The 23,460-nt window shown below is 42.3% G+C and carries 10 protein-coding genes and 1 pseudogene; 5 read left to right on the plus strand and 6 right to left on the minus strand.

Annotated features, from left to right (window positions below; translation table 11 throughout):
* Window positions 1–24 precede the first annotated feature (24 nt).
* Entirely contained in the window at window positions 25–1,245 is a 1,221-nt protein-coding gene (locus RB604_RS21220; RefSeq protein ID WP_005933457.1) for a lipoprotein N-acyltransferase Lnb domain-containing protein, read from the plus strand.
* A 217-nt stretch (window positions 1,246–1,462) separates the two neighbouring features.
* Here the strand turns inward: RB604_RS21220 and RB604_RS21225 are convergent, their stop codons facing one another.
* On the minus strand, window positions 1,463–5,803 hold the full coding sequence (locus RB604_RS21225; RefSeq protein ID WP_055294811.1) for a fibronectin type III domain-containing protein: 4,341 nt from the start codon (window positions 5,801–5,803) through the stop codon (window positions 1,463–1,465).
* 229 nt (window positions 5,804–6,032) lie between these two features.
* Between RB604_RS21225 and RB604_RS21230 the strand changes: the two genes are divergently transcribed.
* The 3 genes from RB604_RS21230 to RB604_RS21240 all read left to right on the plus strand — a co-directional run bounded on the left by RB604_RS21230 (window position 6,033) and on the right by RB604_RS21240 (window position 9,520).
* Window positions 6,033–6,890 carry a helix-turn-helix domain-containing protein gene (locus tag RB604_RS21230; RefSeq protein WP_122282117.1) on the plus strand — a complete coding sequence of 286 codons (858 nt, stop codon included), beginning with the start codon at window positions 6,033–6,035 and terminating at the stop codon, window positions 6,888–6,890.
* A gap of 75 nt (window positions 6,891–6,965) precedes the next feature.
* Window positions 6,966–8,042: a chorismate synthase gene (gene aroC, locus RB604_RS21235; RefSeq protein WP_055294806.1), complete on the plus strand. Its 1,077-nt coding sequence runs from the start codon at window positions 6,966–6,968 to the stop codon at window positions 8,040–8,042.
* Window positions 8,043–8,158: 116 nt separating this feature from the next.
* On the plus strand, window positions 8,159–9,520 hold the full coding sequence (locus RB604_RS21240) for a dipeptidase (RefSeq protein ID WP_021935894.1): 1,362 nt from the start codon (window positions 8,159–8,161) through the stop codon (window positions 9,518–9,520).
* 121 nt (window positions 9,521–9,641) lie between these two features.
* Here RB604_RS21240 and RB604_RS21245 read toward each other — a convergent pair whose 3' ends face one another.
* The 3 genes and pseudogenes from RB604_RS21245 to RB604_RS21255 all read right to left on the minus strand — a co-directional run.
* Window positions 9,642–10,697, minus strand: a complete 1,056-nt coding sequence (locus tag RB604_RS21245; RefSeq protein WP_007482187.1) for a linear amide C-N hydrolase — start codon at window positions 10,695–10,697, stop codon at window positions 9,642–9,644.
* Between the two features lie 175 nt (window positions 10,698–10,872).
* Entirely contained in the window at window positions 10,873–12,846 is a 1,974-nt protein-coding gene (gene porE, locus RB604_RS21250; protein ID WP_005933469.1) for a PorE family type IX secretion system protein, read from the minus strand.
* 422 nt (window positions 12,847–13,268) lie between these two features.
* Window positions 13,269–15,150: pseudogene (locus RB604_RS21255) on the minus strand (DNA topoisomerase 3); the annotation flags it as partial.
* A 561-nt stretch (window positions 15,151–15,711) separates the two neighbouring features.
* Here RB604_RS21255 and RB604_RS21260 point away from each other — a divergent pair.
* A complete protein-coding gene (locus RB604_RS21260) occupies window positions 15,712–19,071 on the plus strand; it encodes an exo-alpha-sialidase (RefSeq protein WP_229103610.1) in 3,360 nt (1,119 codons plus the stop codon).
* 252 nt (window positions 19,072–19,323) lie between these two features.
* On the opposite strand, the gene scpA is transcribed toward RB604_RS21260, so the two are convergent.
* Window positions 19,324–21,471, minus strand: coding sequence for a methylmalonyl-CoA mutase (gene scpA / locus RB604_RS21265; protein ID WP_055294800.1), 2,148 nt, complete (start codon window positions 21,469–21,471; stop codon window positions 19,324–19,326).
* Window positions 21,472–21,514: 43 nt separating this feature from the next.
* Window positions 21,515–23,413, minus strand: a complete 1,899-nt coding sequence (mutA, locus tag RB604_RS21270) for a methylmalonyl-CoA mutase small subunit (protein WP_055294798.1) — start codon at window positions 23,411–23,413, stop codon at window positions 21,515–21,517.
* Window positions 23,414–23,460: the final 47 nt, after the last annotated feature.

Here is a 23,460-nt window from a genome sequence, read left to right on the forward strand (position 1 = left end):
ACAGATTATAATTACAATCTGTAGATGGAGTTTGACTTTTATAATCATCCACAATTAAGAATAGATATGTCATACAAAAGCACTCTCTTCAAGGCCCTTTTCTTTACTTTGGCCATCCTTCCTATTATTCTATCCGCCCAGTCAATATCGCTCCCACAGCTTTCTGAAAAAGCTTTTGTTTCTGTTATTACCTGTTCGGCTACTCCGGATTACGAAGGAGGTTTTGGACATAGTGCACTACGCATTCAAGATGCCACTTTAAATATAGATGTAATCTTTAATTTCGGATCATATTCAGATAAACAGTCTTTCTTCGCGTACAAAATCCTCCAAGGAACAGTTATATCATATCTAGATGGAGAACCTTTTAAGAAATTCGCCGATCGATATAAAAACGATGGAAGAGGCATTAATGAATACTATTTAAATATCAGCAAAGAACAAAAACAAAGCCTATGGGAAGAATTAAACCGAATCCTCATTAGTGGAGATCGCTTTTACAAATTCAAAGTTCCAACAAACAATTGTAGCACACAGTTAAGAGACGTGTTATTCAAACAATGTAAATGGGATAAGGATGCTTTTCAAGTGAATAACATCAATCAGACTTATCGAGACATCGAGCAATCAGATCCATTACAAAATAGCTGGTTACATCTATTATTTAACGTTGTGATCGGTCCTAAAGCAGACGATCCAATAAGTTTATACCAAGCAGCCTTCAATCCTGGCGGTCTAATAGAGCTCTTGAAAGAAGTACGTCAGAATAATGAACCAATACTCATGGCTTCGCACAAGATTTGTTCTCCTACCGTATTCAAACAAGCACCCAATACTGCCATTACACAAAGTTTTTTTTCTCTACTGCTATTGATTGCATGCATCCTTTCTTATTTACAATTAAAAAAAGGAAAACAATATATATGGTTTGACAGATTGTTATTTTTTCTCAGTGGAATATTCGGATGTCTCTTGATCAGCCTCATCATTACTTCAGAAATAGAATTAGTAAACAGTAATTGCAACATTTTATGGGCATTACCTACTAATTTAATGTTGGCATTCGTCTTCAAAAGAAACAGTACTGCCAAATGGATAAAAATATGGCTAAGCCTCACTTGCTTGTCTCTCCTTGCATTTCCCATAAGTGTTGTTATTAGTGGTCAAATTATCCCTATCGAGATATATCTATTCGCAGCTACAATCTTTATCAGAATATTATCTGATTTAAAAACATATATTTAATATTACCAATAACTTTCATATCAGTTCTGCAGTAATGAAACTATTAGTTGCAATACGATGAAACTAATGGTTCCGTATAGTAGAAACGAATAGTTTCATCCATATGGAACGAATGGTTTCAATACATTACAACAAAAAATATCCCTCAAGTGCAAAAATGAAATGCACTTGAGGGAATTTTTCTTTTATAATATAGATTCTAAATCAGTTTTCTACTTTATTTTTTAATAAATTTAGTTTTACCTGATTCTGTTTCAATAAAATACATACCCGTCTTAAGACTACTAACATCTACTTTATTAATTAAAAGAGTTCCTTCATCAATAGCTTTACCGGATATATCATAAATTACATATTCGCTATTCTCGGTTACTCCATCAATATAAAGAGATTCAACTGCCGGATTCGGATAAACGGAAATCGCATTGTTTGCCGTCATATTTCCAATACCTACAGCTTTTAGAGTAGTCACTTCTATTGCTTCGGAAGCTAACGAAAGTTTATCATTATAAACTGCCTTGACCGTATACGTATAAGCTGTATTCGATTTCAGACCTTCAACTTTATAACTTGTTACTATTCCAACCTCTAAATCATTATATCCTTCTACGATAGCATCGTCTTCTTTCACTGTGAGCAAGTAGTTGGTAGGCTCCATAGAAGCAGGAGTTTCCCAATTAGCTACAAAAGTTGTAATATTTATTTCTGTTGCAGCCAATGCTTTTACAGCAGGCACCAAAGTGGTAACTTCAACTCTATTAGATTCTTTCGAAACCTGTTCACCATAAACAGCTTTTACTGTATAAGTATAAGCCGTATTTACTTTCAAGTTTTCTACTTTATAAGTTACTACAGTTCCAACTTCCAAGTCATTGTATCCTTCTACTGCGGCATCACCTTCTTTCACTGTAAGAAGATATTGGGTTGGTTCCATAGAATCAGGAGCTGTCCAGTTAGCAACAAATGCATTCTCTTCGATTTCAGTTGCATCCAATGCTTTCACTGCAGGTACCAATGTAGTAACAGTTATCTCATTAGAAACCTTAGATATAAGTTCACCGTAAACAGCTTTCACAGTATAAGTATAAGCCGTATTTACTTTCAAGCCTTCTACCTTATAGCTTGTTACAGCAGCAACATTTAAATCTTTATATCCCTCTACGACTTCATCACCCTCTTTCACCGTCAAAAGATAGTTTGTCGGTTCCATAGAAACGGGAACTTCCCAATTAGCAACAAAGGCATTTTCCTCAATATCTGTTGCGGCTAATGCTTTCGTTGTAGCGACTAAAGTTCTCACTTCAATCGGTTCGGAAGCTTTCGCTACATTCTTACCATAAACGGCTTTTACGGTATATGTATAAACTGTATTCTTTTTAAGACCTTCTACCTTACAATTTAGAACAGTTCCAACCTCTTTCTCCACATAAGCTTCTACCACAGCATCCCCTTCTTTCACTGTCAGTAAATAGTTAGTAGGTTGTATTGAAACAGGAGCTTCCCAATTAGCAACAAATGCATTTTCTTCAATGTCCGTAGCAACCGCTCCTTTTATAACAGGAACAGTAACCACCTCAATAGCTTGTGAAGCACCTGATGTTACCTTATCATAAACAGCCTTCACTACATAAGTATAAGTGGTATTTTCCGTCAAACCTTCTACATTGTAGCTTGTCACATTTCCTACTTCTTTATCATTGTATTCCCCAACAATAATATCGCCCTGCTTAACAGTTAACAAATATTTTGTCGGTTCTACGGAAGGTACTTCCCAGTTAGCAACAAATGCACTTCCTTCAATATCAGTAGCAGCTGCCACATTCACTGCAGGTACTCCGGTAGCAACACAAAACTCTTCAGATACCATCGGATAGTTGGTAGTAACCACACGAACTTTATAATTGCCAGCCATCAAATCCTCTTCTATATCAGCAATAAGTTGCCCGCTCTTATCTGTTACAATTTCAGTCAGAACTTTCGGATTTGCAAAGCTTCCTGTTGCATCAGACAATTCCAATGAAACGACATTAGCCTTCTTATCTATATTGGAAGGAGACATTGTACCCACCAAAGTATAATCAACAGTTATCTTTTCTCCCGGTTGATAAACACTCTTCGTTAATTTCAAGACCGGTTTATAGATAAGCAACATATCATCAATCAATACCTGATCTCCATCTGTTCCTTTACCCGGAGTTGAATTTGTGGCAAATGTAACCAACATATAATCAGCAGAAGTCGGTCTTTCAAACTTATCTACTTTCAATGAGTCTTTCCAATATTGACTATTATTCATCTTCTCATAGAAAGCATCAAAATTTTTCAATTCATAATCAAAAGGAATAGAAAGACGTTGCCAGCCACCACTCGGAGACACAGCCGGATAATTCATCTCCGCTTTTGCCACAGCGTGCAAAGAATCTAATGTTGCAGACGGATCAGCATAATTATACGCATCGTGTATCGTAGCTGCCACACGAGCCGTCCATGCAGTACTGCCGCTATAAGAGAAATTCACCCATACAGTTAACGAATCTGGGCGAGCACCATTCAATGGTTGATTAAACTCCGGTTCCTCCATTATAGTTCTGTTATGATTGGCCTGATCAGTTGCTACCATACTACCGGAATTGATTTTACCGCAAGTCAAATTACCATTAGCAGGAACTCCGAATACGGCTTTCGTCCAAATACGAACGCTCTGACTGCCATTACTTCCCGGACGCACAATCTCAGATTTCTCCATATGCACATTCTTCGTAAATCCAGCCAAACTACCACCACCACTCATAAATGAGTTCCATCCTACAGGTTCGGCTTCATCCCCTTCTTTTTCCCAAGCTTCAAAAGTACTATTTGTTAACTGAGTTCCATAATCTACTCCAGTAGTTACCGCAACCGGCAAAGAAGTAGTTATAGCATCACCTTCCTGATTGTAAGCGACAACAACAAGAGTATAAGTTACAGAAATATCCAATCCTCTAAACAAGTATTCACAATCAGTTGTTTCCACACTGCTAACCAGACCCGACTTACCGGTAATGGTAGCGCCATAATGATCAGCACCTTCAACAACTTCCCAAGCAACCAAAACTTCCCGTCCATCTACCGAAACCACTTTTGCAGACACTTCACCCGTAGTCACAACTATTTCATTTGAAGCCAAAGAAGTTGTTTCACCTTTTACAGATTGTACAGTATAAGTATAAGTCGTATTTTGTCTCAACCCTTCTACAATAACAGAAGTAACATCTCCTACAGCAAGTGCATTGTAAGCATCCAAGACAACACCTTCTTTTTTCACTGTGATCTTATAACCGGTCGCTCCATCCACCTTGTTCCATTTTGCAACGAACGAAGCACCTTTTATATCTTCAGCCGGGAAAGCTACAATACTACTGGAAGAGAATGCTTCAACTGAATATGTAACATTCACGTCGCTGGCAGGCATTACAAAAGTAGAATAATTCACTAATTTTGTACCAGTTACAGCCAAATCTTTAATAAGATAACCGTCTTCCACTGTAGATGTCAAAGTCACAGTTTCGCCTGCAGAAGCGTACTCCGGACCATTCACAACTCCATATTCCTGTTTTTCCGGATAACCTATTTTGTAAACAGCAGAAATATTTTCTCCAGCAAATACTGGCATACTCTCACCTTGTCCCCAAGTTCCTGCATTGCCATCAGCTGCATTCAGTAAATAAGCCACTTCACCAGAAGCAAAGCTTGCAACCGCTTTTGCCTGCACTTGCTCTTGAATTCCTTGTTCCTGATTTGAATTTACTGCTCCCAAATAAATTTCATTTTCCAAATAATAACAATTGGAAATCGTTCCATTAGATTTTCCCGCAATATTTCCATAAATGGTATCATTGGAAGCAGGAAGAGTAGGTTCATTATTTATCACATAGCTATTGACAACCGTACCCGATTCGATAACACCGACAAGTCCGCCTACCAAACCATTTTGCTTAGCCAAATTATCAGCTCCTTTATCAAACGGAAGATGCACAGTCCCCGAAAATCCGCAATTAGATATTACACCACTCCCTTTTAAGATAGAAGCAATACCTCCTACAGAAGGGCAGCTGGTACCCGATTTTTCATTAGCAAAAGTACTTCCGGTTATTACGATATTTTTAACAGTACCTCCATCGATCGTATGAAATAACCCCCAAGCCTTAGCCTGGCTTTCATCTTTATACGACATAGCAGTAATGGTATGTCCCATACCATCAAATGTACCTTTAAAGCCTGCTGCACCGAGAGACACCCATCCATATTTCGACATGTCAAGGTCTGCTGCTAATTTCACTGTTTTACCTTCGAATGCATCAGTTGCACTTGCTACCGCAAAAGCCCCCATTTCTGCCGGAGTAGAAATCGTATATTCTGAAGCAGTAGCATCATACCATCCTGTGTCATAAGCATACTTATTTCCATAGTCCTTACCGCCATCTATCCAGTTTGTCAAGTCTTTATTCCCGGCATAAATGCTCTGGAATGCACAAAGAAAGACAGAAACAACAACAAAAAGTAATCTTCTTTTATTCATATTCTTTCATTATTGATTAAAAACGCTGCAAAGTAACAACAGTTTCCATTTTTAAACAAGGTCTATTTCTACTAATTTATATCCTATTACTAAAGTATCCCTTCTTTTTTAAACTATAAATCATTAGTATATGGAAATATATCTTTCTTCTTTTATGTTCTATAACTCAAGTAATGTAGTCTATTTATAAAAATATACCTATATTTGTGCATCAATAAACCAAAAGATTATGGAACAAGAATTACCTAAAATAGACATAACAGAAGATTTTGTTATAGGTAGTAATGCCGATATTGATCTTAATATATTGAACTTATACACACGATATCCGTGTAGACTTAAGGCTGAAATATTTGTATTGTGCATGAATGGTAGCATTGAGGCAAGTATTAATTTGTCCGAGTATACCATAAAGAAGAATGATTTCGTAACCCTTTCACCAGGAAGTATCATCCAGATAAACAAAATAGAAGGAGATCTAAAACTTTATTTCATGGTATTTTCTTCTGAATTTATCAATGGGTTAAACAAAAACAAGTCTATTATCGACCTAATTTATATTACAAAGAGCCATCCGGTTTTGTCACTGCCTGAAGAGTTTGCCTCTATCTACGAAGAGTTTTTTGGGCTCATGATGAAAGTATATTATAAAAAACGGTCTCCTTACAATCCTGAAATTTTAAAATGCATGCTTCTTTCCATTCTATATAGGTTGAGTGATATGTATCATGAACAACCCATCCGAAGCGAAACAGGTTCAAGCAGAAGTGAGGAAATATGTAAAACATTTGGTCATCTGGTTATCCAGCATTATACTCAAGAACGAAATATTACATATTACGCAAAACAAATGAATATAACGCCTACTCACTTGAGTAACACTGTAAAACATGTTACAGGCAAGACTGTTATGGATATTATCTCGGAAGTTGTCATAGTAGATGCCAAAGCACAATTGAAATCGACTAACATACCGATACACGAAATTGCAGAATCTCTGAATTTCCCGAACGTATCTTTCTTTGGAAAATATTTCAAACGCCTGACAGGTATGAGTCCGCAACAATATCGGAACAGCGATAAATAAAAGCAAAGGTAATAACTTTAGTGTCGGATAAATTGTTATATTTGCAATATACAATTTCTTAAATCACACAACATCATGTTTAATTCATTTGGAAATATATTCAGGCTAACCAGTTTTGGAGAGTCACATGGAAAAGGTATCGGTGGAGTTATAGACGGTTTTCCGGCAGGTATCAGGATCGATGAAGAGTTCGTACAGAAAGAACTCGACCGTCGTCGTCCCGGACAATCGGCTATCACTACCTCGCGTAAAGAAGCGGACAAGGTGGAATTCCTATCGGGCATCTTTGAAGGAAAATCGACCGGTTGCCCTATCGGCTTTATCGTATGGAACGAAAACCAGCATTCCAACGACTACAACAATCTGGAAAATGTATATCGCCCGTCACATGCGGACTATACTTATAAGGTGAAGTATGGCATCCGGGATCATCGCGGCGGAGGACGCTCATCGGCCCGTGAAACGATTTCACGCGTTGTAGCCGGTGCTTTGGCCAAATTAGCATTAAACCAATTAGGAATTCATATCACGGCTTATACATCACAAGTAGGCCCTATCAAGTTGGAAGGGAATTATACAGATTACGATCTGGACTTGATTGAGACCAATCCGGTACGTTGCCCGGATCCGGAAAAAGCAAAAGAGATGCAGGATCTTATCTATAAAATAAAAGGAGAAGGCGATACCATTGGCGGAGTACTGACTTGTGTTATCAAAGGATGCCCCATCGGACTGGGACAGCCGGTGTTCGGTAAGCTGCACGCGGCATTGGGTAATGCCATGCTGAGTATTAATGCAGCCAAAGCGTTTGAATATGGAGACGGTTTCAAAGGCTTAAAACAAAAAGGATCGGAACAAAACGATGTATTCTACAATCATAACGGACGCATCGAAACGCGTACTAACCACTCAGGAGGAATCCAGGGTGGTATTAGTAATGGACAAGATATTTTTTTCCGTGTCGCATTTAAACCGGTAGCTACTGTGCTTATGGAACAGGAAACCGTAAACATCGATGGTATCGACACCACTCTGAAAGCACGCGGACGGCATGATCCCTGCGTTTTACCACGTGCCGTTCCTATCGTGGAAGCAATGGCTGCCATGACAATACTCGATTATTACTTATTGGATAGAATGACACAAATTTAGGAGTTAGGAGCTGGTAGTTAGAATCTATGCAGCGTGTTGTTTGAAGACCAACTACTGACTACCAGCTACTAACCACCAACTACCAATTCCAGCTACTAACTACTAACTACTAAAAAATGGCTTATATTAAAGATTATATTGCAGTAAACGAACCGAAGATGATGGAAGATTTGTTCAGCCTCATCCGTATCCCAAGTATCAGTGCACTACCGGAGCACCATGATGATATGCTGGCATGTGCACAACGTTGGACACAATTGTTACTGGAGGCGGGGGCTGATGAAGCTATCGTAATGCCTTCTCAAGGAAACCCGATCGTATTCGGACAAAAAATTGTAGACCCGAATGCAAAAACAGTGCTTGTATATGCCCACTATGATGTGATGCCGGCCGAACCTTTAGAATTGTGGAAAAGTAAACCGTTTGAGCCTGAAATACGCGACGGACATATCTGGGCACGTGGCGCGGATGACGACAAAGGGCAGGCATTTATTCAAGTGAAAGCTTTTGAATATCTGGTCAAAAACGACTTATTAAGAAACAATGTGAAATTCATTTTCGAAGGGGAAGAAGAAATTGGTTCACCCAGTCTTGAAGCCTTCTGTGAAGAGCACAAAGAACTACTGAAAGCAGATATCATATTGGTATCGGATACCAGTATGCTGGGCGCCGACCTGCCCTCATTAACCACCGGCCTACGTGGACTGGCTTATTGGGAAATAGAGGTGACCGGACCAAACCGCGACCTTCATTCCGGACATTTTGGTGGTGCGGTAGCCAATCCTGTCAATGTGCTCTGTAGCATGATAAGCAAAGTGATAGATGCCGACGGTCGTATCACTGCCCCCGGTTTCTATGACGATGTGGAGGAAGTACCTCAAGCAGAACGGGAAATGATTGCACACATCCCATTCAATGAAGAGAAATATAAAGCTGCTATCGGGGTGAAAGAATTATTCGGTGAAAAAGGATACAGCACCCTCGAACGTAATAGCTGCCGTCCGTCATTCGATGTTTGCGGTATATGGGGAGGATATACGGGTGAAGGCTCCAAAACAGTTCTTCCTTCGAAAGCATTTGCCAAAGTATCCTGCCGGTTAGTTCCCCACCAGGATCATCATAAAATATCAGAACTGTTTGCAGATTACATCCGTTCCATTGCCCCGGAAACAGTACAAGTTAAAGTGACTCCGATGCATGGCGGACAAGGGTATGTATGTCCGATTTCCCTTCCGGCTTACCAAGCTGCTGAAAAGGGATTCGAAGTTGCATTCGGCAAGAAACCGTTAGCAGTACGCCGTGGAGGAAGCATTCCTATCATCTCTACTTTTGAACAGGTATTGGGAATCAAAACCGTATTAATGGGATTTGGTTTGGAATCAGATGCCATCCATTCTCCCAATGAAAATTTCTCATTGGATATCTTCCGAAAAGGAATCGAAGCGGTAGTAGAATTTTATAAGGAATACGGAAAATAGTGAGGAGTTGGTAGTTAGGAGTAAGGAGTTAGAAGTTCCATGCGGCATATAGCGCAGCCTACTACTAACTACTTACTACTTACTACTAACTACCAACTACTAACTATCAACTACTCCCTGTCTACGGAAGTCTGAACAGGAAATTAAAGCCTTTGCTTTCCTTAAAATCCTTATTCGCTTCACCGGCATAAATTTCGCCATTAGTCAGTGTTAACTTCTTCACACCAACTTTCGGACTAAAGTCTACCTTCTTTAAATCAATCCAAAAAAGATTGGGAGTCAATGTCGACTCAAAGTAATAGACCCGATCCTTTTGGTCGGAAACAGAACGCCAACGGGTAGACGAGATATGTGGCTTATCCGGAGTAGAAATACCGAATGGCACAGATACATTCCGCATTATGCTCAGTACACTGGGGACTGCTATTTTCGGATCGGCAGTCTGCGGTATGGCATGTACATAAAATGAAGCACGCACAAAACGGTCGCTCGAACGATTGGTACCGGGCAACATTTGCAGACCACCCACTTCCTTCCAATAATCATTCACAGCCAACTGAAGATCATAACGTGGTGAATTAGTCATCACTTGATATTGTTTACCTTCGTGAATAATCAGATTTCCGTCGATATACTCTAAAACAGCCGTATTACCCGTTTCATCGGTAATTGCCATGTGCAACGTTGAAGCCGCTCCATTGGGCAGATGAGGTGCATCGATACGGAAAGTTTCTTTTTTCAATTCTGCCACAGCCTCACTCACTGTAGCAAAATTATCAAGCACATATTGAGTCCAGATCCCGATTCCCATCACCGGACGTGTATCATTCGGACGCGTATAAATTGATTCCGGCAAGAAAAGCAGACTTGCTACGAGTCCTTTCTCATTCATTCCGTCACAAATACCGAGATCATAGGCAGAAGCAACAATACTTCCATATTTGGAAGTCCAGTTCACCACCTCTCCCTTATCATAACTGACCCGCTTTACACCACGTGGAAACAAATAAAGATTGGACATGATATCTTCTTTCCAATCCATTGTACGCCCGGTTATCACCATATTATCCGGTCCAAGATACACCGCACGTGTACATGCTTCGGACTTCTGTGCAAACATTAAAAATGCAGCAGCAAGCGCCATCAAGGCCGCCATTCCTTTTTTTGATTTCTTCATCACTTTACTATCTTTATTAAATCTTTAACCTGAGTCCGACATAACTCTTATCCCGCATGGCTTTCCCTCTTTCCGGAAAGGAGGAGAAACGATGCAGCATGATTCCTTATATCGAATTAACGTTATCTTTAATAAGAACAAATGGAAGGAAGAACAAGTTTTCGAAAAGATAGTTTTATTTATACAATCCGTAGGTGGTACGCAATACTTGGAACTCGGTACGGCGGTTAATCGCATTACATATTTCCTGCTGCTCCGGAGTAAGTGTCTTAATGAATTCCTCTGTCAGCACATTCCCCTCTTTCAAGAAAGGAGCTGTCTTCAGCACCGACTTATTCACAACTTTCGGTTTGCTCTCTCCGTATCCTTTTGCCGTAAGGCGATCTTCGGAAATACCTCCTTTAATCAAATAGCGAACAACCGATTCCGCACGTCTCTGCGAAAGACGCTCATTGTAAGCGTCATTTCCTTTATAGTCACAATGAGCAGCAAGCTCGATGGTTACATTCGGGTTATCGTTCAACAAAGCGATCAGTTCGTCAAGCGCAGTAGTCGATGCAGGGGTAAGGTCTGCCCGGTCGAATTCATAGAAAATATTCTCGATTAGCACCGGACGGGTAATGGAGGCCAATGGGAATTCAACCTCATAACTGCGGTCAACTTGGGCCGTATCCGTTACAAGTTCCTGTTTCCCGTTCAGATAACCACGGCAAGAGGCCAACATTACATAATGCTGTCCGGAATTGAGACGTTGAACGAATGACCCGTCTCTCTTCACATCTATTTTCAGATAAGTACCGTCGTCACCGACTATGGTTACCATAGCTTCCGGCAGGGCATCGCCTTCTTTATCATATACCCAGCCGGTAAGAGTATGATTCACTTCCGGCAATTCAAAGCTATAAATATGATCCCATCCGCGCGCATCTCCCCGGTTGGAAGAGAAAAAACCACGCTGCCGCCCCGGCTCATAAGTCATACCGAAATCATCTCCGGCAGAATTAATAGGCGAACGCATATTTTCCACTTTCCACCGCCCGGATACAGAGTCGAGCACTGCACAGAATATATCGAGCCCTCCCATACCGGGATGCCCGTTCGAAGAAAAGTATAACTCCCCCTTAGGGCCGAACGTAGGAAACATCTCGTCACCGGCCGTATTGATATCAGGCCCCAGATTATCCACATATCCGAAACCGTCCTTCACTACATTGATGCGCCACAAATCAAGTCCGCCGAATCCGCCGGGCATATCGGATACAAAATAAAGAAAATCTCCCGCCGGAGACATGGCAGGATGAGCCACTGAAGAAAGAGAATCATTCAGAATGGCACATTTAGTCGGTGTCCCCCAATTGGCTCCGGTACGTGCGGAAGCAAATATCTCGGCATACACAGGTGCCTCGGGCGATGTCCGGCAACGGGTAAAATACATGGTTTTACCATCCGCCGAGAAAGAACAGGCACCATCTTCAAACTCGCTGTTCACTTCCGACTCCAACGGTTCGGGCTTTTGCCAGTTTTTCTTCTCATCACGTTTGGAAGAGAATATATCGGCACTTTTCATACCGGTGATACCGTTCAGATCATTCCCTTTTGCCTCATTCCGGGTGGAAGTAAAATAGATGATATCCGTATCGTCTCCGGCATACATCGGGGAATAATCGCTGCGCCGGGAGAAGAAAACGGCTTCCCGTTTCACTATATGTCGTGTAGGGTGCTCCTTCCATTCCTGTGCCAAAGTGCAGGATTGCAAGCCATTCAACGCCAATGTATCATTAGGACGATATTGGAGATAGGTTTTATAGGAGGCAATAGCCGGTTTATACTCGCCATTCTTCCGCAAACTCTCTGCCAGATAGAAATGGGTTACCGAATCCGGATAGTGATAACGGATGGCATTCATGTAAGCCCCTTTGGCACGCACATTATAATTGATGAGACGATAACAGCCGGCCATCTTATAAGCGATCTCTCCACGCTGTTTCCGTTGCTTCGGGGGAGTGGCCGCATAGGCTTTCCGATAATATTTGGCTGCATCAAAGTATTCGCCGCGGGCATAACTTTGCTCGGCTCTCTTCAAACTGCGTCCTGCACCACAGGAAGCCAGCAGGAAAAGTAGAAGTATATAGATAAGTTTGCGGCACATAATCTTAGTATATAAACAGAAAAAAGAGAGGTTTATTGTAAACGGTTATCATCTTTTGCTATAACGATGTGATCATTCGGTATACCTGCCGGATGTTTTCCGTATTCGCTCCTTTCTTCAAAGCGTTTCACAATTAAGAGACGCATGTTTCACAATTATGAAACGATCGTCACACAGTTGCGAGACGCACGTCTCACATCCATGAAACGTGCAAAACTCCCAAGTAATTGTAAAGCTATCTCAATCGAATGCCCTTCTAAAAGTACACCCATTCTTCCATTCAGAACAACCATAAGCCGCCTTCCCCTTGATAATAGTGCCTTTACCGCACACCGGGCAAGGCTGACCGACCAAGAGATCCGTCTCACCGGTAACTGGCACTCCCTCCTTTCCGGATCCTTCAACTGCCTTTTCCGCACTCTTCTCTTCCTGCTTCTTTTCTTTTGGAGCAGCCGGTTTGCGGGTACGTTTTTTGGGCTCTTTCTTCGGCTTTTCTTCTGCTATTTGTGCCGCAGTTTCCTGTATGGTAATGCGACGGTTGGTATTATCAGACAATACACTTGTCACAATCTCCGAAACCATCTGTTTCAATTCTTCCAGAAACTGCCGGGCATCATAAGTTCTTTTTTCAATCTCACGAAGTTTCTTCTCCCATATACCGGTCAATTCGGCAGATTTCAGGAGTTCCTCATGGATAAGTTGTATCAGTTCCACACCCGTAGGGGTAGCTATCAGATTCTTTTTCTCCTTACGGATATAGTTTCGCTTGAACAGGGTCTCGATAATGGCAGCGCGTGTTGACGGACGGCCAATACCATTTTCTTTCAAAGCATCGCGCAATTCGTCGTTATCCACCAATTTACCGGCAGTCTCCATGGCACGAAGCAGGGTAGCTTCCGTATAGGGTTTCGGAGGTTGTGTCCACTTCTCATTCAAATCCGGCACATGCGGCCCGCTCTCTCCCTTCACGAAAACCGGCAATACCCGCTCTTCATCCCCCTCTTTCTCCTCAACCTGTTCTTTGGCAAAAACAACCCGCCAACCCGGTTCAAGAATCTGTTTACCGGTCACCTTAAACTCGATCTTATCCACTTCTCCCAATACGGTGGTAGTAGACACCTTGCAATCGGGATAGAATACCGCAATAAAACGGCGGGCAATCAAATCGAACACCCGGTGTTCCATATCCGTCAGATTCTGTGGATATACTCCGGTCGGAATAATAGCGTGGTGATCGGTCACTTTCGAACTGTCGAATACTTTTTTGGATTTTGGAAGCTTGGCACCGTCCAACGGTGCAGTCAAAACTTCATAATCCCTCAGCCCCTTCAGAATAGCCGGACACTTCGGATAAATATCATCACTAAGGAAAGTCGTATCGACACGCGGATAGGTAGTCACTTTCTTTTCATAAAGCGACTGGATCAGTTTCAGAGTCTCATCAGCGGAATAAGCAAACTTTTTATTGCATTCCACCTGTAGTGAAGTAAGGTCGAACAGACGGGGTGCATACTCCACCCCTTTCTTTGCCGAAACATCCGTCACCACAAAATCCGATTGTTTTACCGTTTCCAGAAACTCCAGTCCCTCCTCTTTGGAAGTGAATTTTCCTTTCGTCGCCGAGAATGTAGTTTCACGATAGACCGTTTTCAATTCCCAATAAGGCTCCGGCTTGAAGTTTTCAATCTCCAACTGCCGGTTGACGATCAATGCCAGCGTAGGAGTCTGTACACGGCCGATAGAAAGAACTTGCTTGTTCTGCCCGTACTTAATAGTATACAAACGGGTAGCATTCATCCCCAACAACCAATCTCCCATTGCCCTGGAAAGCCCGGCTTCGTACAACGACTGGAAGTCCGATTGATCTTTCAACTTCGCAAAACCCTCTTTAATAGCTTCTTCTGTCAATGAAGAGATCCAGAGACGTTTCACCGGACAACGTGCTCCGGCCTTTTGCATCACCCAGCGTTGAATCAATTCCCCTTCCTGCCCGGCATCACCACAATTTATGATCTCATCAGCCTGTTGCATCAATCCTTCGATGATATGGAACTGCTTCTCATAAGTAGGATTCTCTATCAGTTTTATGCCAAAACGCGGAGGAATCATAGGGAGACTACCCAAGCTCCATGATTTCCATCCGGGGGTATATTCATGCGGTTCTTTCAAAGTGCAAAGATGGCCGAACGTCCAAGTCACTTGGTATCCGTTTCCTTCGATATACCCTTCTTTCCGGGTTCTGGCTCCTAAAATATCAGCAATATCACGTGCCACAGAGGGCTTTTCGGCAATACAAACTATCATTCTTTTGTTTTTAAAATCATGCAAAGTTAGCAAAAACAGGGAAAGTTACGAGAGGTATAGACATAAAAAAAGGAGCAACGCCTTGCTCCAACCTTTGTTAACCTTAAATCTAATACTATGAAAAACACATTGCAAATGTACGGCTTTTGAGGATATCTGCAAATAATCCAAGCAAAAAAGTATGTTTTACAACATTATTTAAGAGAAGCAGTAGAGTTTTTTACAATATATACCTCTGATTTTAACATCTGAAGCGTGGATAATGAAGCCTCTCCCCCAGCCCTCTCCGTGGGAGAGGGAGCTAAGTTGGTTTTGTAACTAATTAATAAACAAGAGTATCTGTACGCCCTCTCCCACGGAGAGGGTTGGGGAGAGGCTTCAATATCCCCTACACAAGTATTCAATAACAACATTCTACCTTTTTAATTTTATTCTTGTTTTAGTAACCTTCATCAATAAACTGTATTATAAATATCAGCCCTATAAAATATAAAGAACGACTGTTACGTATGTCCAAGATGACCTATAGTCATTTATTTTATAACTTTAATATATAATATTATGAATTTAAAAAAACTGTTTACTATGGCAGCGCTTACAGCGTTATTGCCAGTAGTCCTGGCCAATAACCAGACTACAAGTAGTATTGCTACTAATTCTCAATCAACCACGGCAGAAAACAATGCCCCCAGCTCTTTTATTGAGTTTAATGGTTCCGATCAGTATATGATGATTCCTCATCATGCCGATTTCAACATAACGACTACTGAATCATTTACCGTTTCATGCTGGGTAAAACGAAATGTTTTAGAAGCAGATACCCGTTTCGTCGTGAAACGTGTAAAAAACAATGCCACCATCAAATCGGGATATGAATTATGGGGAAATGGCATAAGTAGTCAATTTTTCGCTGTGAATAGTCCCAATAATACAGGAGACCACAATAATTCCGTATCTGTCTATTCAAATATCCCCGGATATGCAGGTGAATGGCACCACATCGCTTTCGTCATTGATCGCACAGCAGGTATCATGTACGAATATCACAACGGTACAGCAGTTGCCAACAGCGGAATCAAGCCCATTGCTCCTTGGGAATGCACTAATACATATGACGTTCTTGTCGGAGCCGGATTCTCTGAAGAAGACACACCTAATTATTTCCTTAACGGTGCTATTGGCGGTTTGCATTTCTACAAACGGGCTCTTTCGGCAGAGGAAATCACTGCAGATGCAACGGCCGAAGTAGGCCCTGAGACAGACGGATTGGTGGCAGCCTATGATTTTCAGAATATTACAGGATTAAGAGTAACAGATATCAGCGGAAACGGACATACCGGCACATTAGTCGGCTTTACAACCGAACTTCCGGAAATCACCTCGGTAACCCTTGCCCAGAACAGCAAATTTACCGGACGTGGAAATCCATACGATCAGATCCTTAAAGCAACTGTAACAATGGGAGGAACAGACGCTACACAGGCATTACATTCTATGAAAATGAATTTAAACGGAACGACCAATTTAGCAGATATCACGAAAATAAAAATCTATAAAACATCCGAAAACAAATTCGATGAACGCACAGCCCAAGATGCCATTTTATTAGGTGAATTTGTTCCGGCTGAAGGTGATATGACATGCGAATTTACAAATGCAACCATCCAATCCGGTACAAGCTATTTGTGGATATGCGCTGAAATATCGGAAACAGCAAACGAAGGTTCAAAAATCGATGCAGAACTGCATGAAATAACCACTGAAAGCCAAGCTTTCGAAATCGAAAATCCCGCTCCAACCGGAAGTCGTGAAATATTGCTGAAACGCCGCCTGGTATTTGCCCCGGGTGATTATGATTCAAAGAACTGGCGTATACCGGCATTACTTCAACTTTCAGACGGCACATTATTAGCAACTACCGACAAACGCAAATATAACGAAACAGACCTTCCGGAAGACATTGACATCGTTTCGCGTTATAGTACCGACGGTGGTCTCACTTGGAGTGAACCTGTAACCATTGCTGAAGGTAAAGGATATAAAAAAGGATACGGTGATGCAGTCATCGTTGAGGCAGCCAACGGCGATGTAGTGTGCGGATTCGTTGGTGGAAACGGACTTTGGGCCTCTTCCGCATCCGACCCTCAATGGTCGTATATCACTATCAGTCATGATAAAGGGCGTACTTGGGAAGAGCCTAAAAACGTTACAGATCTGTTATGGGGAAGCAATTGTGATAACGCAGAACGCAAGGCCTTTACCCACTCTTTCTTCGGTTCCGGAAACGGTTTACGTCTGACTCGCGGAGAACACGCAGGACGCATCATGTTTGTTGCAGCAATGGGCTCCGGAAACCAGTTACACAATTATGCCGTTTATTCAGACGACAATGGTGCTACCTGGACAGTATCAGAACGTGCATTCAGCAATGGAGATGAAGCGAAAGTGGTAGAACTCAATGATGGCCGTGTATTAATGAGCGTTCGTCAAAGCGGTTACCGTGGTTACAGCATCTCTACAGACGGTGGAGAAACCTGGGGAGCCCAATCAAACTGGAACGAAATCAATACCAATGCCTGCAACGGTGATATCATCCGCTATACAGCAACAGATCAAGGCTTCAATAAAGACCGTCTGTTACATTCCATTCCTAATTCTTCTTCACGCCAGAACGTAAGTATATTTATCAGTTATGATGAAGGGGAAACATGGCCGACAGTAAAATCCATATGCCCATACAACTCTGTATATTCATCTCTCACCATCCTTCCCGACGGTACAATCGGAGCATATGTAGAAGAAAATCCGGAAGGAGCCTGCTCACTCTATTTTATGAATTTCTCTCTGGAATGGCTGACTGATGGCCAAGATGTATACACTCCTGCCGGTGAAATTCTGGAACAGGTAGAAACTCCTGTTTTCGATCCGGCCGGTGCGCGTTTGGAAGAGGGAGAAACATCTGAAGTTACAATCACATGCAGCACTCCGGATGCCGTAATCTATTATACATTGGACGGAACAATGCCTAATGCCCAGTCGGAAGTCTATACAGAACCGATTTTAGTATCTTCGGCAGTCACCATCAAAGCAATAGCTATCAAAAAAGGTATGACCAACAGTAAAGTTGCAACAGCAGAATTCACATATCCTGCCTATTGTACTCCGGATTATGAATCAAACCACACCCGCTATCTGACCTCTATATCTGTTACCGATGGTACCAATGAATTTACAAGCAGTCAGATTCAGACTGCAAAAACTCCCCGTCCGGTATACGTTGACAAAACAGATGAAATAATCTCCACTAAAGCCGGTGCAACGCTAAATCCGAGTACGGTATGGAACTTTGAATGGATGCATGCTTATGTATATGTAGATTATAATAAAGATAAAGAGTTCGACATCACCCTCAACGCAGACGGTAATAATGAAGGGGAATTAGTATCATATACATTCTATTCAGAAGACGGAGGTGCTGATGGCACAAATAGTTTAGGAGACCAGAAAAAAAATAATGTCGGAGCCAATGGTGCTCTCCCACGTTTCATTCTGCCGGAAAATCTTTCAGCAGGCGACTATCGCATCCGTTTCAAAATTGACTGGAACAGCCTTGCTCCTTGTGGAAGTGTCATTTCCGGAAACCATATTGCAAGCAATGGAGGAGCTATTGTCGATTTCACCCTTAGAATTGAGTCGGGAGATGTTGCCGTTAAAGACGTACAAGACGCTCCGAAAACAACATTTACCGGTGTAACCGGAGGTATTATGGTTCAAGGACAAGATTGTACAGCCAACGTATACGATGGACAAGGCCGTCTAATTATAAAGAAAGCAGTTACAAATGGATCGTTTGTTTCCCTTTCTGCCGGCTTCTACATTGTCCGTAATGGAAAAGACAATGCAAAAGTAATTGTAAAGTAATAGAAATAGGATTCTCAAAACGAGAACAATAGCCTATATTTGATCTACAAATTACAGACTGTAATCAAAATTTCCCCTTACTCTTATCCTTAAAACGTCCAAAGGATAAAGTAAGGGGATTTCTATTATATGAATCAGAAGTGATCTCACTGGAAATCGGAATCAAAGAGGTAACCCGCATAAGAAAACAAAAAATAGGAGCAGGATATCCAACAATCCCACTCCTACCCTATCTACATTAAGATATATCTTTTATTCCTCGTCCATCAAGATTTCCAGAATCTGACAAGCCGCCTTTGCAACCGGAGTACCCGGACCAAAAATGGCAGCCACACCCGCTTTATAAAGGAAATCGTAATCCTGAGCCGGAATAACACCACCGGCAATCACTACAATATCTTCACGTCCTAACTTCTTCAATTCTTCAATGATCTGTGGAACCAGCGTTTTGTGTCCGGCAGCCAACGAAGAAACACCTACTACATGAACGTCATCCTCAACGGCTTCACGAGCAGCTTCGGCCGGAGTCTGGAACAACGGTCCCATATCCACATCGAAGCCACAGTCGGCATAACCGGTTGCTACCACTTTGGCACCACGGTCGTGACCGTCCTGTCCCATTTTCGCAATCATAATACGAGGTTGACGTCCCTCTTTCTTTGCAAACTTCTCGGTGAGTTCACAAGCACGTTTGAAGTCGCTATCGTTTTTACTTTCTGATGAATACACGCCTGATATAGTTCTGATTACTGCTTTATAACGTCCTACAATCTTCTCGCAAGCATAAGAGATTTCTCCTAATGTGGCACGTACACGGGCGGCTTCTACAGCCAACTCGAGCAGGTTACCTTCTTTCGTTTCCACACACTTGGTAATAGCGGCAAGCGCTTTGTCAACCTCTTCTTGATTCCGGCCCTCTTTCAACCGTTTCAAGTTCTCAATCTGCTCAATACGAACGGCTGTATTATCGATTTCTAAAATATCGATCGGTGCTTCTTTTTCCAGACGATACTTGTTCACACCCACAATCGTTTGCGAACCGGAGTCGATACGGGCTTGCGTACGGGCAGCCGCTTCTTCGATACGCATCTTAGGAATACCGGTTTCGATAGCCTTTGCCATCCCACCCAACTTTTCAATCTCCTGAATATGTTCCCAAGCACTGTGAGCCAGTTCATTCGTCAGATTCTCCACATAATAAGAACCTCCCCAAGGGTCAACGTTCTTACAAACATACGTCTCTTCCTGAATATAAATCTGAGTATTACGGGCAATACGTGCCGAAAAATCTGTCGGCAAAGCGATGGCCTCGTCAAGCGCATTCGTATGCAATGATTGAGTATGTCCCAATGCGGCAGCCATTGCTTCGATACAAGTACGTCCCACATTATTGAACGGATCCTGTTCTGTCAGCGACCAGCCTGATGTCTGAGAGTGAGTACGCAATGCCAATGACTTCGGATTTTTCGGATTGAACTGTTTCACGATCTTGGCCCATAGCATACGGGCAGCGCGCATCTTGGCTATTTCCATAAAATGATTGGTACCGATAGCCCAGAAGAAAGAGAGACGCGGGGCAAAAGCGTCGATGTCGATTCCGGCAGCCACACCCGCACGAAGATATTCCAAACCGTCGGCTAAAGTATAGGCCAACTCGATATCGGCCGTAGCACCGGCTTCCTGCATATGATAACCGGAAATAGAAATAGAGTTGAACTTTGGCATCTTCTGTGAAGTATACTCAAAAATATCAGAGATAATCTTCATAGAGAATGCAGGCGGATAAATATAAGTATTACGCACCATGAACTCTTTCAGAATGTCATTCTGAATAGTCCCAGCCATTTCTTCCAGTTTGGCTCCCTGTTCGAGCCCCGCATTGATATAGAAAGCAAGCACCGGAAGTACAGCGCCGTTCATTGTCATGGATACCGACATCTTATTCAAAGGAATGCCATCGAACAGCACTTTCATATTTTCAAGCGAACAGATGGACACACCGGCTTTACCAACATCGCCTACTACCCGTTCGTGATCGGGGTCGTAGCCACGGTGAGTAGCCAAGTCGAATGCAACAGACAAACCTTTCTGCCCGGAAGCCAAGTTACGACGATAGAAAGCATTCGACTCCTCGGCAGTAGAAAATCCGGCATACTGACGGATTGTCCAGGGACGCAGCGTATACATCACCGAATACGGACCGCGCAGATAAGGAGGAATACCGGCCGCATAGTCCAGATGTTCCATTCCTTCCAGATCTTCTTTTGTATAAACAGGCTTCACGCAGATATGTTCCGGAGTCTTCCAATTAGCTTCGATTCCGTTTGCCTTTTGCCATTCAGCACCATTAGCGGGCTGAAATGCTGCGTATATATCTAAATTTTTGAAATCTTTTCTCATGTTGTTTATTTACGATTTAGCGATTTACGATTCAGGACTGAAATCACTTTAGTAATTTGGCATTAAACTCCTTTAAAGTATCAAGTACATTGACACGTACGTGAATGAAATTCTCGATACCGGCTGCTTTCAATTCGTCCATACAGGCAGGAGCACCGGCAACTATAAACATTGCACGGCCATTCACCGCTTCAAATGCAGGAACAGCGTATTCGGCATATTCATCGTCGCTGGAGCAAAGTACCACGATGTCAGCCTTGGCTGCCATTGCTGCCTCCACACCTTCTTCAACGGTTTTAAAGCCTAAATTATCGACTACTTCATATCCGGCACAAGCCAAGAAGTTACATGAATACTGTGCACGTGCCTGACGCATAGCTAAATTACCGATTGTCAACATGAACGCTTTCGGACGCTTACCGGATGCTTCAGTTTCAAGACGCAATGCTTCGAATTCGCTGGCAGCACGGTCAAAGTTCAAAGTAGCGACCTCTTTTTCACATGTATTGTGTCCACCACAACAACATTTTGCCTCCACCGGTTTTTTGTCGCCCGCTTTCTCATTAAAGTTCGGAAACTGGTTGGTACCTAACAATATTTCACGGCGCTGGGCTACTGCTTTGTGACGGGCTTTGTTGCTTTCGTTTACAGCAGCCTGCACTGTGCCGGCTTTCAGGGCAGCGTAGAAACCGCCTTCTTCTTCAACAGCCAAGAAAAGCTCCCACGCTTGTTTTGCGATAGATACTGTCAGGTTTTCAATATAATATGAACCGGCAGCCGGATCCACCACTTTGTCGAAATGTGATTCTTCTTTCAGCAATAACTGCTGGTTACGAGCCAGACGTTCAGAGAATTCATCCGGTGTTTCATAAGTCTTATCAAACGGTACTACGGTCATCGAATCGACGCCTCCCAAAGCGGCACTCATAGCCTCGGTTTGTGTACGCAATAAATTAACATGGGCATCAAACAGGGTCAGATTAAAAGTGGAAGTCTCCGCATGGATTCTCATCTTCGCAGCACAACGGCATTCTCCGTTCGGACCTTTATTTTCACAGTCACGCAGACATTCAGGATGGTAGGATGCTACGATATTTGCCCACAACATGCGTGCTGCACGGAATTTTGCAATTTCAAGGAAATAGTTGGAACTGATACCGAAATTAAATTTTATCTTCTTCGCTACCAGGGCGGCAGGCAATCCGGCTTCAGTCAGTTGGTTCATGTATTCATTACCCCAGGCAAGCGCATAACCCAATTCCTGGGAAATATAAGCACCTGCATTATTCAATGAAAGCGCATTTACATTCAATACCCGGTAGAAAGGCAGTGGCTGGATCGCTTCGAGCAATGCTTTTGCTGTCTGAATCATGTCTCCTTTTTCCTTTCCACGAGACAACATCTTATTAAAATAATCAAAGTTGATAGAACCCTGCAGCTTCTTCACATCATAATCTTTCTTCTGAAAATAAGCTACCAGAAGATTTGCCAGTTCTACTACATGACCTTGACAGGTAGAGAAATTGAGTTCTATACACTCCGCACAGATATCATTCAGCAAAGTTTCGATATACTCCGCGTTGAGTTCTTTCGCTTTCACATGGAAAGAAAGAGAATCGATTCCCTTATTCAATATATCCAATGCTTTGGCATTTGCCTCTTGCGGACATTCCACCTTAATTTCCTGACGAACGAACCATTCGTTATTGTCCTTTTTGGTTCCTCTCAGGTAGGGAAATTCTCCGGGAAGCGCATCGGTTGTTTTCAGTCCTTCAAGGTCTTCCATCCGATAGAAAGGTTTTACCTTGAATCCTTCGTTTGTCTTCCAAACGAGTTTCTTCTCAAAATCAGCGCCCTTGAGGTCGGCTGTCACTTTCTCCATCCACTGTTCTGTAGATACCGGAGAAAAATCCGAGAAGAGTTTTTCTTTACTGTCTGCCATAGTTTATTATAAATTTAAAATAAGATTAGTATTATCTTTATCTTAAT

It is taken from the genome of Bacteroides salyersiae (assembly GCF_031172035.1).
In the GTDB taxonomy this organism is placed as follows: domain Bacteria; phylum Bacteroidota; class Bacteroidia; order Bacteroidales; family Bacteroidaceae; genus Bacteroides; species Bacteroides salyersiae.